This is a genomic window from Streptomyces sp. NPDC059909, assembly GCF_042730885.1.
GTDB lineage: Bacteria > Actinomycetota > Actinomycetes > Streptomycetales > Streptomycetaceae > Streptomyces.
In genome coordinates this window covers 71533-86496 of the sequence record NZ_JBHWKX010000001.1, presented here as the reverse complement: position 1 = coordinate 86496, position 14964 = coordinate 71533, and the positions used below count along the sequence as shown (strand labels likewise).

General features: G+C 71.1%; 13 protein-coding genes. 3 read left to right on the top strand and 10 right to left on the bottom strand.

Going from position 1 to position 14964, the window contains the following annotated elements; translation table 11 throughout:
• Window positions 1–307: 307 nt before the first annotated feature.
• The 7 genes from pheA to ACFV9O_RS00400 all read right to left on the bottom strand — a co-directional run bounded on the left by pheA (window position 308) and on the right by ACFV9O_RS00400 (window position 7489).
• Entirely contained in the window at window positions 308–1243 is a 936-nt protein-coding gene (gene pheA / locus ACFV9O_RS00430) for a prephenate dehydratase (protein ID WP_385410612.1), read from the bottom strand.
• A 115-nt stretch (window positions 1244–1358) separates the two neighbouring features.
• Window positions 1359–2657, bottom strand: coding sequence for an iron uptake transporter deferrochelatase/peroxidase subunit (gene efeB / locus ACFV9O_RS00425; RefSeq protein WP_385410610.1), 1299 nt, complete (start codon window positions 2655–2657; stop codon window positions 1359–1361).
• Window positions 2658–2665: 8 nt separating this feature from the next.
• Window positions 2666–4606 (bottom strand): copper resistance CopC/CopD family protein, encoded by a 1941-nt coding sequence (locus ACFV9O_RS00420; protein ID WP_385410608.1) that lies wholly within the window; start codon window positions 4604–4606, stop codon window positions 2666–2668.
• A gap of 26 nt (window positions 4607–4632) precedes the next feature.
• Window positions 4633–5082 (bottom strand): copper chaperone PCu(A)C, encoded by a 450-nt coding sequence (locus ACFV9O_RS00415; protein ID WP_385410606.1) that lies wholly within the window; start codon window positions 5080–5082, stop codon window positions 4633–4635.
• Window positions 5079–5741: an SCO family protein gene (locus tag ACFV9O_RS00410; RefSeq protein WP_385410604.1), complete on the bottom strand. Its 663-nt coding sequence runs from the start codon at window positions 5739–5741 to the stop codon at window positions 5079–5081. The genes ACFV9O_RS00415 and ACFV9O_RS00410 overlap by 4 nt, the downstream gene beginning before the upstream one ends.
• 79 nt (window positions 5742–5820) lie before the next feature.
• Complete coding sequence (locus tag ACFV9O_RS00405) at window positions 5821–6570, bottom strand: YcnI family protein (protein WP_385410603.1); 750 nt, start codon at window positions 6568–6570, stop codon at window positions 5821–5823.
• A gap of 94 nt (window positions 6571–6664) precedes the next feature.
• Entirely contained in the window at window positions 6665–7489 is an 825-nt protein-coding gene (locus ACFV9O_RS00400; protein WP_385410602.1) for a hypothetical protein, read from the bottom strand.
• A gap of 247 nt (window positions 7490–7736) precedes the next feature.
• Between ACFV9O_RS00400 and ACFV9O_RS00395 the strand changes: the two genes are divergently transcribed.
• On the top strand, window positions 7737–8204 hold the full coding sequence (locus tag ACFV9O_RS00395) for an ATP-binding protein (RefSeq protein WP_385410600.1): 468 nt from the start codon (window positions 7737–7739) through the stop codon (window positions 8202–8204).
• Between the two features lie 55 nt (window positions 8205–8259).
• Here the strand turns inward: ACFV9O_RS00395 and ACFV9O_RS00390 are convergent, their stop codons facing one another.
• Together ACFV9O_RS00390 and ACFV9O_RS00385 are read right to left on the bottom strand one after the other, a co-directional pair.
• Complete coding sequence (locus ACFV9O_RS00390; RefSeq protein WP_385410598.1) at window positions 8260–9729, bottom strand: aminopeptidase P family protein; 1470 nt, start codon at window positions 9727–9729, stop codon at window positions 8260–8262.
• Between the two features lie 136 nt (window positions 9730–9865).
• The gene (locus tag ACFV9O_RS00385) at window positions 9866–11386 is read right to left on the bottom strand and encodes a PP2C family protein-serine/threonine phosphatase (RefSeq protein WP_385410595.1); all 1521 of its coding nucleotides are present in this window, start codon (window positions 11384–11386) and stop codon (window positions 9866–9868) included.
• A 617-nt stretch (window positions 11387–12003) separates the two neighbouring features.
• On the opposite strand from ACFV9O_RS00385, the gene ACFV9O_RS00380 reads away from it, so the two are divergent.
• Both ACFV9O_RS00380 and ACFV9O_RS00375 read left to right on the top strand, forming a co-directional pair.
• Entirely contained in the window at window positions 12004–12711 is a 708-nt protein-coding gene (locus ACFV9O_RS00380) for a bifunctional DNA primase/polymerase (protein WP_385410593.1), read from the top strand.
• 247 nt (window positions 12712–12958) lie between these two features.
• Window positions 12959–13510, top strand: coding sequence for a hypothetical protein (locus ACFV9O_RS00375; RefSeq protein ID WP_385410592.1), 552 nt, complete (start codon window positions 12959–12961; stop codon window positions 13508–13510).
• Window positions 13511–13976: 466 nt separating this feature from the next.
• On the opposite strand, the gene ACFV9O_RS00370 is transcribed toward ACFV9O_RS00375, so the two are convergent.
• Complete coding sequence (locus ACFV9O_RS00370; RefSeq protein WP_385410590.1) at window positions 13977–14945, bottom strand: DUF5926 family protein; 969 nt, start codon at window positions 14943–14945, stop codon at window positions 13977–13979.
• Window positions 14946–14964 lie beyond the last annotated feature (19 nt).

Genomic DNA, 14964 nt, shown 5'->3' with positions numbered 1-14964 from the left:
CTGTGGATTACGGAAGAGATCATTCCGGATGCCGCATGAGGAGCGGAAGATTCCTCTTCCAAACCTCGTTCACGCACTCATTCGAGTGGGAATTCCTCGCTCCAAAGAGTTGATCAAAGGAATTGGGCTGACACGGGCGCCCGGGCGGGCTGTGGACGTATGTGGGGCGACTGGGGCGATTTGTCGACGATGCGGATCGACGTTGTCGACTTGTCCCCAGGTCGAGAAGCAGGCCTGTGGATAACTTCTGTGGGTAACGAAAAATGGGAAGATCGCGCGGACAGAACGGGCGAAAGGAAACGCAGGGTTACGCCCGGCCGTCCTGACAGCGGGCCAGCCACTCCGCCGCATCCACGAATTCCGCGTCCGACGTCCCCGCCCGCAGCGCGCGCATATTCTCCGCCGCGACCCCCGCCTGCGGATAGGACCCCAGGAAGCGCACCTCCGGGCAGATGCGCTTCAGCCCCATCAGCGCCTCGCCGACCCGCCGGTCCGCGATATGGCCCTCGGCGTCGATCGCGAAGCAGTAGTTCCCGATGCCCGCACCCGTCGGCCGCGACTGCAGCAGCATCAGGTTCACGCCGCGCACCGCGAACTCCTGGAGCAGCTCCAGCAGCGCGCCCGGGTGGTCGTCGCGCTGCCAGATGACGACCGACGTCTTGTCCGCGCCGGTCGGTGCCGCGGGGCGGGCCGGCCGGCCCACGAGTACGAAACGCGTCTCCGCGTTCTCCGCGTCGTGGATCTCGGTGACCAGCGGTTCGAGGCCGTACGTCGCCGCCGCGAACTCACCCGCGAAGGCGGCGTCGAAGCGGCCCTCCTGCACCAGCCGCGCGCCGTCGGCGTTCGACGCCGCCGACTCCCACACGGCGTCGGGCAGATGGGCGCGCAGCCAGTTCCGCACCTGCGGCTGGGCGACGGGATGACCGGTCACCGTCTTCACGTCCGACAGCTTGGTGCCGGGCCGTACCAGCAGCGCGAAGGCGATCGGCAGCAGCACCTCGCGGTAGATCATCAGGGGCTCGCCGGACGCCAGCTCGTCGAGGGTCGCGGTGACGCCGCCCTCGACCGAGTTCTCGATCGGTACGAGCGCGGCCGCGGCCTCCCCGTTCCGTACGGCGTCGAGCGCGGCCGGAACGGACACCATCGGGACCAGTTCCCGTGTCGCGGCCTCCGGGAGCGTACGCAGGGCGGCCTCGGTGAAGGTGCCCTCGGGGCCGAGGTACGTGTATCGGGTGGCAGACATACGGCATCCCTGCTGGCGCTCGCGGCAATTGCTGGCGGATACCAGCCACCCTAGGCCCTGTCCGGCCGATCTTGCCGGGCTGATCGGCCGGACAGAGCCGGTGCGCCCGGACCTCTTACGATTCCAGCAGCCTCTGCCCCACGTACTCGCCCTTCTCCGGGCCGCCGGGCACGGCGAAGAGCCCGCTCGCCTCGTGGCGGATGAACGGGGACAGCGCATCGCCGCGGTCGAGCTTGCGCTGCACCGGCACGAAGCCCTTCAGCGGGTCCGCCTGCCAGCAGATGAAGAGCAGCCCCGCGTCCGGCGTGCCGTCGGCGGCGATTCCGTCGTGGAAGGAGTACGGGCGCCGCAGCATCGCCGCGCCCCCGTTCTGCTCCGGTGCCGAGATCCGGGCATGCGCATTGTCGGGAATGATCAGCTTGCCGTCGGGGCCGGTTCTGTCGAGATCGAGGTCGGTCGTCTCGCTGCCGCCCGTCAGGGGGGCACCGTCGGACTTGCGCCGGCCGATCACCCGCTCCTGCTGCTTCAGGGACAGCTGCTCCCAGTCGTCGAGGAGCATGCGGATCCTGCGCACGACGGCGTACGAGCCTCCGGCCAGCCACGGGTGCTCCGTCGCCGCTGCGGTGTCCGGCTGGACGAAGATCCGCCGGTCGAAGTCCGGTTCGGACGGCTTCGGGTTCCGGGTGCCGTCGATCTGGCCCATCAGATTGCGTGCCGTCATCGGCTGCGCGGTCGCGCCCGGCGAACGGTTGAAGCCGTTCATCTGCCAGCGCACCCGCGCCGCCTCGCCCGCGTCCTTCTGGATCGCGCGCAGGGCGTGGAAGGCGACCAGCGCATCGTTCGCCCCGATCTGCACCCACAGGTCGCCGTCGGAGCGTCGCGGGTCCAGCTGGTCGGAGGAGAAGGGGGGCAGCGGGTCCAGTTCGACGGGGCGCCGTGCGGCCAGGCCCGTACGGTCGAAGAAGGTGCGGCCGAAGCCGAAGGTGATCGTCAGCAGCGAGGGGCCTGCGTCGAGGGCGACGCCTGTGTCGCCGTCACCGGCCGGCTCGCCGGCCATCAGCCGGGATGCCGTGGCCGACCAGCGGCGCATCAGCGCGATCGCCGCCCTGCGGCCCGCCGCACCGTCCGCGCCGGCGCCCGTGCCCGCGGTCAGGTCGAAGGCGATCAGATGGCCGCAGGACTGCATCGGCGTGGTGATGCCGGCCTGGTGGTCGCCGTGGAAGGACTCCGCTGCGGAGCCGACGGTGGTCAGCGCGGTCGCCGGTTCGTCGGCGGTGGCCGCGAGCACGCCCGCGCCGCCGGCCGCGCCCAGCGCCAGCCCGGTCGCTCCCGCGGCTCCCACGGTGCCGAGCAGCCGCCGCCGCGAGATCTCGATGCCGCTCTTGCCGTCGTCGTTCTTGCCGATGTCACTCATGCGGTTCGTCAGCCGATCTTCACGTTCTTGTCGACGGTCGTCTGATCGATGTCGGACGTCCGTACGGTGATCTTGATGTTCCACTCGCCCGGCAGCGGGATCTGGAGGTTGCTCGCGCTCCAGTGGCCGCTCGCGATGCGGTCGGGGACGACGGGGAGCGGGCCGATCTTCTCGGCGGTGAGGGTGAAGGCGACCTTCACCTCGGGGATGTCCAGGGGGCGTCCGTTGGGTCGGTTCACCCACACGTGCAGGTCGTTGGCGCCGGAGCGGGCCGGGTCGATGTTCATCCGTACGGTGCCCTTGCCGTCCTTGCCGCCGGTGTCGAACGGCAGGGTGATGTCGACGGGACGGTCCGGTACGGAGGCGGACGCCTGCGTGCCCCCTGCCCGCGCGGCTTCCTCCTTCGTACGTCCCGGCTCGGTCGACGTCAGTACGGTCGTCACGGCGAGGAGGGCGACCGCGATGCCGGCCTCCGCGAGCACCGAGCGGCGCAGTCCGGTACGGGCAGGATCGGCGTCCCTGATCCGCTTCCGCCGGGCGGTCGCCAACGCCGTTTTCTGGCGGGCGAGTTGGGTGGCGCGCTCGCGGTCGGCGGTCTCCTGGTCCGGTACGGTCTCCGGCTCCTGCTCCTGCTCGGCTTCCGCCTCGGTTTCCGTGCCGGTTTCCGTAACGGGGGCCGTACCCTCCGCCAGTTGGGCCGTCCACCGCCGCGAGATCCACGCGACCCCGACGAGCACGGCCACCAAGCCCACCTTGACCAGCAGCAGTTGGCCGTACGAGGTGCCGGTCAGCGCCGACCAGGAGCCGACCTGGCGCCAGGACTGGTAGAGCCCGGTCAGGGTGAGCACGACGACCGACGCGAAGGCTGTCCGCGAGAAGCGGAGCACCGCCGTACGGTCGAGGGAAGGCGTCCGGTACAGCGCCACCAGCACGGCCACCAGGCCGCCGAGCCAGCCGGCGACGGCCAGTAGGTGCAGCACGTCCACGGGCATCGCGATGCCCGGCTGGAGACCGGTCGAGGCATGTTCGGAGAGCGCCCATGTGCCGGCGATCCCGGCCGCCACGACCGTTCCGCCGACCGCGAGACCGAAGGTGAGGTCCCCCCGCTCCTTCTTCTCCTGCGCGCTCTCCTCGGCGGCCCCGGCGTCGCCCCGTCGCGCGTACGCCCCGAAGAGCACCGCCACGAACAGCGCCGCCGCCCCGAGCAGCAGCAGTCGTGACACCAGCGCCGCCCCGGTCTTGGTCTCCAGCACGGCCTTCAGCCCGCCGAGGTCGAAGGCGTCGGCCAGCTCCCCGGACCCGGTGTACGGGTTGCGGAGCAGCAGCATCGCCAGGGTCGCCGCCGTGAGCGTCACCCAGCCCTGCACGACCAGCCGCTGCAGCGGCCGCTCGGCCGCACCGCGCGGCCAGCAGGCGAGGACGAACGCGGCGCCGCCGGCGAGCACGATGAACCCGGCGTACGCCGCGTACCGCGCGATGTCGTACAGCGTGCCGACGAGTCCGCCGCCCGCCTCCTGCTTCGGCAGCTCCACCGCGGTCTGCGAGGGTGCCCCGATGGAGAAGGTGAAGGCGCCGGCGATCGGATGGCTGTCGGCCGAGACGGCCTGCCAGGCGACGGTGTACGTACCGTCGGGCAGGCCCGCGTGCAGCGTGACGCCGTACTTGACGATGCTCCCGCTGGACAGGTTCTGCAGCTCACCGGTGTCGACCCGCTTGCTGCTGGGGTCGAGGACCCGGATCGAGTCGTTCCCCAGGGCGACCTGCTCGGAGAAGGTGAGCGTGACGTCCTTGGGGGCGGTGGCCAGCACCGCCCCGTCCTTCGGGTTGCTTCCGGTCAGCGCGGCGTGCGCGCTCGCCGTGCCGGAGAGCACGGAGCCGAGCAGCGCCGCGGTGATGAGCAGCAGCCGCAGGAGAGTCGCGGTTCCGAAGCGCGGGGCGGTGGTGATCATGATGTGTCGTCAGTCCCTCAAGTAGCTCAGTGCTGCTTCGGGTTGTGGGTCTGCGCCTCCACGGGAAGCTCGACCTTGATCGGGTCCGCCTTCTCGAAGTGCAGCTCGATGTCGACCGTTTCGCCCTGCTCCGGCTGCTTCTTGATGGCCGTGAACATGAGGTGGCTGCCACCGCGTTCGAGCTTCAGCTCACCGTTGGCGGGTATGTCGAAGGACTTCACCTGCTGCATCTTCTGGTTCTTCGTCTCATGGATCTGGACGTCGTCCGAGAGGCTGCTGGTGACCGAGGTGAGCTTGTCCGCCGTGCCCCCGCTGTTCGTGACGGTGAGGAAGCCGCCCGCCATGTCGCCCACGGGCTGCGGCATGAACGCCCCGCTGACCTTCAGCTCGGGCGCGGAGCCGGAGGACGAGCAGCCCGCCAGCGTCAGTCCCGTGGTGAGGGCCGTGACGGCGGCGAGGGCGATGCGGCGGTTCACGGGTTCTCCCCCTTGATGATCTTCGGCAGGTCCTTGGCGTAGTCGTCCGCGGTGGTGTCCTCCCCGTACAGGACGTAGCCCCGGTCGGTCGTGGGGGAGAAGGCGATCACCTGCGCGCCGTGCATGGAGACGACGGAGCCGTCCTTCTCCTTCTTCGGCGGATCGATGCCGATGCCGAGCTGGCGCGCGCCTGCCTGGATGGTCGGGAAGTCTCCGGTCAGACCGACGAAGGTGGGGTCGCCGGCGGCGGGCAGCCACTTGGCGAGCTCGGCGGAGGTGTCCCGTTCGGGGTCGGTGGTGACGAAGACGACCTGGAGCTTGTCCTGGTCGGCCTTGGGGAGCTTCTTCTTGGCGATGGCGAGGTTGCTCATCGTCAGCGGGCAGACGTCCGGGCAGTGCGTGTAGCCGAAGTAGATCAGCGTCGGCCTGCCCTTGGTCCGCTCGCGGAAGTCGAACTTCTGGCCCTTGGTGTCCGTCAGGACCAGATCGGGCTTCTCGAAGGGGCGGTCGAGGACGGTCGCCGCCTTGTCGTTCGGCTGGGCGGAGACGTCGGCGATGGCGCCTTCCGCCGATGTCTCTCCGCCTTCGGTGCCGCAGGCGGAGAGCGTCAGCGCGGCCGCCACCGCGAGGGCGGTGGCTGTCAGAGTCTTCTTACGCATGAAGGAAATGTCCCAGTTGTGGTGTGTGGAAGTGCTGGAGTGCCGGTGCGTCGACGTGGCGGCGCACCGGCGTCCGTCGTCAGGCCGAGCGGCGCCGGCCGGCCAGCACGCCGAACGCGACACCCGCGGCACCGATGACGATGCCCACCACGGCGAGGACACGGGCGGTGGTGTCGCCGGCGTCGGAGTGGGCGGCGGCTTCGGTCTTCGCGTCCGCGTCGTGGTGCCCGGACGCGCTCTCGTCGGACTTGTCGTCGGCCTTGGTGGCGCCGCCGCCGTGGTGGTCACCGGTCGCCGCGGACAGCGGGAGCACGGGCGCGGGGTGCTCGGGCTCCGCGGCGCCCTCCTTCGACTCCTCGATCCAGCGCACGACCTCCTTGTTGTCGTACGTCTGGAGGGCCTTGAAGACGAGCTGGTCGGTGTCCTCGGGGAGCTGCCCGAGCGAGACCGGGAACTGCTGGAACTGACCGGGCTCGATCTTGCCGCCGTCCGCGGTCCAGGTGATCTTCGAGACGGCCTCGGTGATCTGCTTGCCGTGCACCGTGAGCGGCTTGGCCAGCTTGGTCCTGGTGACCTCGGCCTTCCAGCCCGGGACGGGCTGGGGCATCACGGAGGAGAGCGGGTGGTCGGCGGGGACGGTGACCTCGAGCTTCACGGTCGAGGCGTTGTCGCGCTCGTTGGGGACCTTGAAGTTCACCGTGGCGTAGCCGCCCTTGGCGGCCTCGCCCTGCGGCTGCACGCTGACGTGCGCGAAGGCCGTACCGGAGAGGAGCAGTACGGACGAGGCGGCGACGGCACCGGCGACGGCGAGGCGAGAGACGTTGTTCATGGCAGAGAACACTCCACGTGAGAAGGAAGGGTGAGCGGCCCGCGGCGCGGATGCGCACGGACGCTGCGGCACCACTCCCGTCGAGTGGGCCGCGTCAGGCTGCGAGTGCGTATGCGGCCGGAGGGCCGCGCCTGATCACCGTGTGCTGGAGTGCCCCGGCCACCGGGGGCGGGGGTGTGTCGAGGGGCGTACGGACGGCGCGCGGAGCGGTGCCGGGCGCCCCGGGCAGTCCGGCGAGCAGGGCCCGTACGAGAACGAGAGCGGCGCGCAGGGACCCTACGAACGCGGCCTCCGCGATCTCGGTGGCGCCGTTGGCCGACAGCCGTGCCAGCCGGAACAGCGCGACCTCGCCGCGCCGCAGCAGCCAGCCGGTCACGACCGCGGCCAGCAGATGGCCGAGCAGCATCGGAACGTCCGGCAGCAGCCCGGCGGCCTCCACCGAGGCACCCGCCGCGTGCTGGTGACCCGCGTGGGCGGTTCCCGTGGCGTGCCCGAGGCCCGCGGGGTCGATCCCGGCGCGGGTGATGATCCGGTGGGCGTCGGCGGCGCTCAGCGAAGTGCCCCCGGCGCCGCAGAGGAGTTTCGCCGCGGTCCTGATCAGTGCGTCGTCGGCGGTCGGCGCCACCACGAGCTCTCGCTGAGCGAGGCCGAACAGGGTGTGCAGGGCGAGCTGTCCGCCCGCCAGGGCGGTGGCGATGACGGGCATCGCCCGCTCGCGCCCGGCCAGTGGCGAGGTCACCGCGAAGACGATCACGAAGCCCGCCAGGAGCGTCCACCAGGGGACGGTCGCGCACCTGGCCAGCACGTGCCCCAGCGCGGACAGCACGACGCAGACCGCGGCGAACACCGCGGCCCTCAGCAGCCGCAGACCGGCTCCGGCGTGTGCGATCGAGGGCTCGACCGACGGGTGGGCAGACATGGCCGGGACATCATCGCACTGTGCCCGTGGCCGCCGAGCGGCAGGTCCGGAAGCTCACGTTTGCGGCGGCTTCGAGCGCGGGCCCGGGCGTGCTCGCCCCGCTATCCACGGACATACACCCGTTTACGCCGTACGCGCGTCCGCCGAACGAGGGTCAATGACGCTTCTTACGTCAACCACGCGCTTACGAACGAGGCCTTGCGGCAATACGTAACGGTATGTCGAGCCGCAGCCAGGAGGCTGGAGCATGAGCATCTGGTGGTCACTCCATTTGCGGCGCGAGGCTGCGAGCGTTCCGCTCGCCCGTCGCCTTCTCCTCGGCACGATGGAGACCGCGGGCGTCGATCCCGACATCTCCTACGACCTCTCGGTCGCGCTGAGCGAGGCGTGTGCCAATGCCGTTGAGCACGGCGGGGCCGCGGGGCCCGACGGCCCGTCGGAGGCGTACCGCGTGACGGCGTATCTGGACGGCGAGAAGTGCTGTATCGAAGTGGCGGATTCCGGTCCCGGCTTCCCCGACCAGTGCGCCGCCGCCCCCCTCGCCCCTGTCGCCGCACCCGCCCCGTCCCTCTCCGCGGAGCACGGCCGCGGACTCTGTCTGATCGAGCAGCTCGCCGACCACGTCCACTTCCGGAACCGGCCGGGCCACGGCGCGGTGGTGAGCTTCGACAAGATCCTGAAATGGCGGGAGGGCGCCCTGCTCAGAGTCCCCTGAGCCGGACGCCCTCTCTCTTGCCGGTACGGACAGGCCGTACGGAGGCCTTACGCGCTCAGCCCTTGAGCTGCGCCATCCAGGCCTCGACCTCGTCGGCCTGCCGCGGAAGCGACGCCGAGAGGTTACGGTTCCCGTCCTCCGTGACGAGGATGTCGTCCTCGATCCGGACGCCGATGCCGCGGTAATCGGCGGGCACGGTCAGGTCGTCGGCCTGGAAGTACAGCCCCGGCTCGACGGTCAGGCACATGCCCGGCTCCAGGATCGCGTCCACGTACGCCTCGGTCCGGGCGGCCGCACAGTCGTGCACATCCATGCCGAGCATGTGGCCGGTGCCGTGCAGGGTCCAGCGGCGCTGCAGGCCGAGCTCCAGCACCTTCTCCACGTCCAGGTCCCCGAGCAGGCCCCACTCGACCAGCTTGGTGGCGAGGACGCGCTGGGCCGCGTCGTGGAAGTCGCGGTACGCGGCGCCCGGCTTCACCGCGGCGATTCCGGCCTCCTGGGCCTCGTACACCGCGTCGTAGATCTTGCGCTGCACCTCGCTGAAGCGACCGTTGATCGGCAGCGTGCGGGTGACGTCCGCCGTGTAGAGCTCGGTGGTCTCGACGCCGGCGTCGAGCAGCAGCAGCTCGCCGGGGCGCACCTCGCCGTCGTTGCGCACCCAGTGCAGGGTGGTGGCGTGCGGTCCGGCCGCGCAGATCGAGCCGTAGCCGATGTCGTTGCCCTCGACGCGGGCGCGCAGGAAGAACGTGCCCTCGATGTAGCGCTCGCTGGTGGCCTCGGCCTTGTCGAGGACCCGTACGACGTCCTCGAAGCCGCGGGCGGTGGAGTCGCAGGCCTTCTGCAGCTCGGCGATCTCGAACTCGTCCTTCACGAGGCGGGCCTCGGAGAGGAAGACGCGCAGCTCCTCGTCGCGCTCGGCGGTGACCTTGTCGGTCAGGGCCGCATCGATGCCGGCGTCGTGGCCGCGGACGTCACGGACCGGGCCGGTCGCCTCGCGCAGCTGCTCCGGCAGCTCGCGGACGTCCTTCGCCGGGAGGCCGAGCAGCTGCTCCGCCTCGGTGAGCGAGTGCCGGCGGCCGACCCACAGCTCACCCTGGCCGTCCAGCCAGAACTCCCCGTTCTCACGGTTCGAGCGGGGCAGCAGATAGACCGTCGCCTCGTGGCCGTCGCCCTTCGGCTCCAGCACCAGGACGCCGTCCTGGGTCTGGTCACCGGTGAGGTACGCGTACTCGGTGGAGGCGCGGAAGGCGTACTCGGTGTCGTTGGAGCGGGTCTTGAGCCTGCCCGCGGGGACGACGAGACGCTCGCCCGGGAAGCGGGCGGAGAGTGCGGCGCGGCGGCGCGCGGTGTGCGCGGCCTGCGCGATCGGCTCCAGGCCGTGCAGCTCGGTGTCGGCCCAGCCCGACTTCATGTTCTCCGCGAGCTCGTCGGACACTCCCGGGTACAGCCCGTTCTTGCGCTGCTTGATCGGCTGCTCTTCGGTCTCCGGGGTCTCCGGGGTCTCCGTGTTGAGCTCTTCGGCCACGGGTCCGCCTCCTTGTTGGTACGACACTGAACCCTCACCCATCGTACGGTCGTACGGCAGGGGGCCCAGGGTCCTTGGACCCATGGCGCATCTCACGCACGAATGAGGCGCGAATGAGGCGCGGATGTGGCGCGGATTACTCGAACCAGGCCGCCAGCATCACCACGTCCTCGTCGTCCTCGTCGCCGTCGGCACCGCTGCCGAGTCCCTCGGGCAGTACGGTCCGCAGCACGTGGTCGACGATCGCCGCCGGGTCGTCGCGCGCGCCCTTCGGGACGCTCGCCGCCGCCGTGTGCAGCCGCGCGAACGCCCGGTCCATGGGATCGCCGGTGCGCCGCAGCAGCCCGTCGGTGTAGAGCAGCACCGTTTCTCCGGGCCCGGGCGAGAACTCCACGCTCGGCGCCTCCCAGCACGCCAGCATCCCCAGCGGCGCCGACAGCGAGGTCTCGACGAACTCGGTCCGCCGGTCCCCGGTGATCAGCGGCGGGGTGTGCCCGGCTCCGGCCAGCACGACCTTCCTCAGCGCCGGCTCGCAGTACGCGAACAGCGCGGTCGCCGAACGGGCCGGCTCCGTCAGCCGCAGCAGCAGCTCCAGATCGGACAGTACGGCGACGGGGTCCTCGCCCTCCATCACCGCGTATGCCCGCAGGCTCGCCCGGAGCCGCCCCATCGCGGCCAGGGCGCTCGGCCCCGACCCGGAGACCGAGCCGACGGCGAGCCCCAGCGCGCCTTCGGGCAGCGGCAGCGCGTCGTACCACTCGCCGCCGCCGCGCGGTCCGCCGAGATGGCGGGCGGCGAGGCGGACCCCGGGGACCCGGGGCAGCCGGCTGGGCAGCAGCTCCTCGGCGATGGTCGCCATCCGCGCACGCGCCCGGTCGAGCTCGAGGAGGCGGGCCAGATGCTCCGTGGCGTACCGCCCGTAGAGGCCGACGAGATGGCGCTGGCGCTCGACCGGTTCGGCGGGCTCGTCGTAGAACCAGACGGCGACGCCGAGCCTTCCGGCCTCGGCGGTGGCGAGCGGCAGGGCGTAGCTGGCCGCGTAGCCGAGGCGGACGGCGACCTCGCGGAGGCGCGGGTCGAGGCCCTCGTCGCGGAACAGATCGGCCTGGGCCACCGCGCCGGGGACGCCGGTGGGGGCTCCGTCGAGGATCCGGCCGTAGGGGGTGGCGCTGCGCGGGACGGTCTCGATGTGGCCGAGGTCGGCGTGGGCGAGGCCGAGGCCGACGGTGGTGGCGGGCCCGCGGCCCTCGGGCGGTTCGAGGACGACCATGCCACGGCGGGCGCCGACCAGGGCGGCGCCCGCGCGCAGGAGTTCATGGAGTGCGTCGTCGCGCGTGCTCGTTCTGGCCAGGCGCTCGGTGAGTTCGTGGAGGGTCGTGAGGTCGGAGACCCAGCCGGCCAGCCGGTCCTGGATCAGCGCGCCGGGGGCGGTCGTCGGGGCCGGTGCAGGGGTGGGGGCGGCGAGGGCCGCGGCAGTGTGCGCGGAAGCGGGAACCGTTGAATCGATTCCGGCCACTTTCGGCAGGTGAGGGGCGCTCATGGCAGCCGACTTTCCGACTGGTGCGTTTCGGCCAATAGCATCGCAAACCCCCATGTCATTCTGCGCAGCTATCAATGCATCCACATCTACACGCACACGTGAGGGGATGTCCAGCATTGTCCTAGCGGAATTGCTGGTGTCCGTGGGGTGTTCGGAGGGCTGCTAACTTGGCCAAAAAATGCCCCCCATGGCATCTATTTGCGGTCGACTGAGGGAGTTCGAGAGGGGGTACCTCCCGGGGCGAAGATCCAAAGTCCGAAGTCCCAGGAGGAGCGTCATCCCGAACGTGATGGGTACGTAAACGGTGATGGCCAGGGGCAGTTGGGACAGCTCCGGAACCTGGCGGGGAGCCCGGGCGTCTTAACCGCCGAGGCCGCCGCGCCCCATCCCGAGTGGCGGGACCAGTGGGACCAGTTCAGCGGGACAGCAAAGCGCCATGCATGCGCCACCCCTCGCCATGCGTTTAATGGACACAGCCCACGGTCGTTCGGCCCCCCGCGGTGCTCGCCGCCGCAGCTGATCAGGGGGCGCCCATGCCCATGGCACACCCATGGCAAGGGGCGGTGATGTGCCGACCTGCACGATGCACGCAGTAACGCCTGCAGTGATGCACGAAGCGCGCGGAGCGCGCAGCGCACGAACCGCGAAGTGGCACGTCAGCAGTACGCACAGTGAAGTGATGCACACATGGTGTGATGTGGCCCTCGGCGTTCAACGGAAAGGAACGAGCGCTCATGCGCGAGATCCCCGGAAGGCGACGCAGGCTCCGGTTCCGGCACAAGGGGACGCCTGCCCAGCTCGATGCGGCGCTCACCTGCGCCACGGCATGGCACTGGCCCGTTCTTCCCGGTGTGGGGCTCGGTCCGGCCGCGCGCGGTGACCGCGGCCGCGGCTGCGCCTGTCCCGACCCCGAGTGCGTCGTCCCCGGCGCGCACCCCTTCGATCCCGGAATCCTCGCGGCGACCACCGACGAGCGCATGGTGCGCTGGTGGTGGACCAACCGCCCCACGGCTCCGATCGTGCTGGCCACGGGAGGCCGTGCGCCGTGCGCCGTGAGCCTGCCGGCGGTGGCGGGGGCGCGGGCGCTCGCCGCACTCGACCGCATGGGTATGCGGCTCGGCCCGGTCGTGGCGACCCCGACCCGCTGGTCGCTGCTGGTGGCTCCGTACTCGATGGAGCAGCTGGGCGAGCTGCTGTACGCCAAGGACTGGGTGCCGAGTTCGCTCCGCTTCCACGGCGAGGGCGGCTATCTGGTGCTGCCCCCGTCGGAGGCCGGTACGGGACAGGTCCGCTGGGAGCGTGCACCGCTGCCCGGGTCGGCGTCCCCCTGGCTGCCGGACGTGGAGGCCGTTGTCGACGCGCTCGTCGAGGCGAGCGTGAGCGCGCCGGCAGAGGGATTCACCCCGCCGGAGGCCGGGGACGGCACCCGGCTCACGTACTGAGCCCCGGGCTCGGTCCGCGTACCGGACGGGCCTGGCCCGCGTACCGAAGGGGCTCGGTCCGCGTACCGAACGGGCTCGGCTCACTCGTACGAGTGTGAGCCGAGCCCAGTTGTACGGGAATTGGGCGCGCGGGGCCCCGGGCGCCCTCGTCCCGTCGATATCTTCGGCCCACCGAATGCGCCGCACGTGTCACGCCGCACGCGTGACCGGACACGCACACGTCCCCGCGCCGGCAGGTGGGCCGCCCATGAACATCCGCATGACCGGACTCGCGCTCGCGGTCGTCTGTGCCGCTGTGCTGCCCATCTCCGCCTCCGCGGGACCGGCCCGTGCGCCAGGACCTGAAGAGAGGGCCTCGGAGAGGTCCGCACCGGAGAATGACAAGAGGGCGGTCCGGCCCGGAATTCTGGCTGAAATCGATGCGGCCGCCTCGCCAGGTCAGGAGCGGACCAGCGAACGCTGCGGCCCGGAACTCACCTCCCCCGACGGTGTCGAGGCCCAGACGTGCGTCCTGACCGAGGGCCGGGACGCGTGGGCGCGCACGTACTACCGCAACGCGACGGGCGAGCGCCTGAGCTCCGTGCTGAGCCTCATGGCGCCCGGCGGCAGGACCGTACAGACCCGTTGCGATGTCGAAGCGGACGATGAGCCCGGGGCCTGCGAAACACCGCGTGAGAAGGCGCAAGGTGAAGCGGACGCGTATGTGGCGGTGGCGGAGTTCGCGGGGTCCGGAGATCTCGGAGAAGGGCCGCTGTTGCTGCGTTCGGGGAGCAACTCCCCTTCCGCTACGGGCGGTTGAGGGCCGATTGCGCGGCGTGTCGTAATACGGAAATAGCAACGCCCGGTCGCTGGCGACGGGGGATGCACCAGCGACCGGGCTTCCAGAACGGTAACAAGAGATCTGCTGTTCGCAAATTCGATCTGGGGTATTCGGACAGGGAATTACCGGTCCGTGTGGCACTTGTGACCGGGATCACCGATCGCGTGACAGAAATCGTCACTGTGACCGTCCGGACCGTCAGCTGAGTGTCACCGCGGAACGGTCGGCCGAGGGTCATCTCGGGGCGGTCGGCCGAGGGTCGCCGCGGGACGTCGGCCGAGGGTCATCTCGGGCGGTCTGCCGAGGGGGGCATGCGGATGGTCGGCCGGAGGGGGCTGTGGACGGCCGGCCGAGGGTCACGTCCGGACCGTCGGCCGGGGTCATGTCCGGACCGTCGGCCGAGGGTCGTCTTCGGACCGCCGGCCGACGGTTCGCCTGTGGTCCGTCAGCTGAGGGTCACCTGGCGGTTGGTGAGACCGCCGCGCGCCCTGCGCTCGTCCGCGGTGAGCGGGGCGTCGGTGGCGAGCGCCGCCGCCAGCCGCTCGGCGAACTCCGCGGCCGGCTTCTCGCACTCCTCCGCGCCCATGGTGCGGGGCAGGTCCCAGACCGGGACCATGAGCCCGTGCGCCCGGAACGAGCCGACCAGCCGGGTGCCTTCGACGAGGCTCGACGTCCCGGCGGCATGCAGCCGGGCGAGCGCGTCGAGGAGCTCCTCCTCGGGGTGCGGCATGACCCAGCGCAGGTGGTTCTTCTCCGGGGTCTCGCACCAGTACGCCGCGTCCACGCCGGTCAGCTTGACGGTCGGGATCGCGGCGGCGTTGGCGCGCTCCAGCGATGCGGCGACCTCCGGGCTCGCGTTCTCCGCGGAGTCCGGGATCCAGAACTCGAAGCCCGAGTGGATGACCGGCTCGAACGGCGCGGTGAGGTCGAGCAGATCCTGCAGCCGCGGGCCGTCCGCGGGCACGCGCGCGGCGGCGACCGGGCTTCCGGGCTTGGCGACGAGCGCGCGGCGCAGCGTGTCGGCGATGTCGCGGCTCAGGTCGCCTGAGGTCGTGTCGTTCTGCAGCGCGAGCAGCACGGCGCCGCTGTCGCGGCGGAGCGCGGGCCATGCCATGGGGAGGACGGTCGCGAGCGTCACCGACGGAACGTCGTCGGGGAGGCCGTCCTTCAACTTCAGTTCGACCGTCGCGGCGGGGACCAGCTCGCGCAGGGCGACCCAGTCGCACTCGTTGGGCAGCCCTTCGAAGGGGCGCTGGACCCGCTCGGTCACGGCGTGCGCGGCGGCCCGGCCGTGGCAGGCCTTGTAGCGACGACCCGAACCGCACGGGCAGGGCTCGCGGGCACCGACGACAGGGATCTCCCCGTCGGCGGTCTGCGGCTTGACGGCCTTCGTCTGGGGGCGCTTCTTGGCCATGGTGTGGCTCTCTCCCGAG

What these genes read in the sequence shown, in the direction of transcription:
- pheA (WP_385410612.1), bottom strand. Translation starts at nt 1,243, where the DNA reads ATGTCTGCCACCCGATACACGTACCTCGGCCCCGAGGGCACCTTCACC.
- efeB (WP_385410610.1), bottom strand. Translation starts at nt 2,657, where the DNA reads ATGAGTGACATCGGCAAGAACGACGACGGCAAGAGCGGCATCGAGATC.
- ACFV9O_RS00420 (WP_385410608.1), bottom strand. Translation starts at nt 4,606, where the DNA reads ATGATCACCACCGCCCCGCGCTTCGGAACCGCGACTCTCCTGCGGCTG.
- ACFV9O_RS00410 (WP_385410604.1), bottom strand. Translation starts at nt 5,741, where the DNA reads ATGCGTAAGAAGACTCTGACAGCCACCGCCCTCGCGGTGGCGGCCGCG.
- ACFV9O_RS00405 (WP_385410603.1), bottom strand. Translation starts at nt 6,570, where the DNA reads ATGAACAACGTCTCTCGCCTCGCCGTCGCCGGTGCCGTCGCCGCCTCG.
- ACFV9O_RS00400 (WP_385410602.1), bottom strand. Translation starts at nt 7,489, where the DNA reads ATGTCTGCCCACCCGTCGGTCGAGCCCTCGATCGCACACGCCGGAGCC.
- ACFV9O_RS00395 (WP_385410600.1), top strand. Translation starts at nt 7,737, where the DNA reads ATGAGCATCTGGTGGTCACTCCATTTGCGGCGCGAGGCTGCGAGCGTT.
- ACFV9O_RS00385 (WP_385410595.1), bottom strand. Translation starts at nt 11,386, where the DNA reads ATGCTGGACATCCCCTCACGTGTGCGTGTAGATGTGGATGCATTGATA.
- ACFV9O_RS00380 (WP_385410593.1), top strand. Translation starts at nt 12,004, where the DNA reads ATGCGCGAGATCCCCGGAAGGCGACGCAGGCTCCGGTTCCGGCACAAG.
- ACFV9O_RS00375 (WP_385410592.1), top strand. Translation starts at nt 12,959, where the DNA reads ATGAACATCCGCATGACCGGACTCGCGCTCGCGGTCGTCTGTGCCGCT.
- ACFV9O_RS00370 (WP_385410590.1), bottom strand. Translation starts at nt 14,945, where the DNA reads ATGGCCAAGAAGCGCCCCCAGACGAAGGCCGTCAAGCCGCAGACCGCC.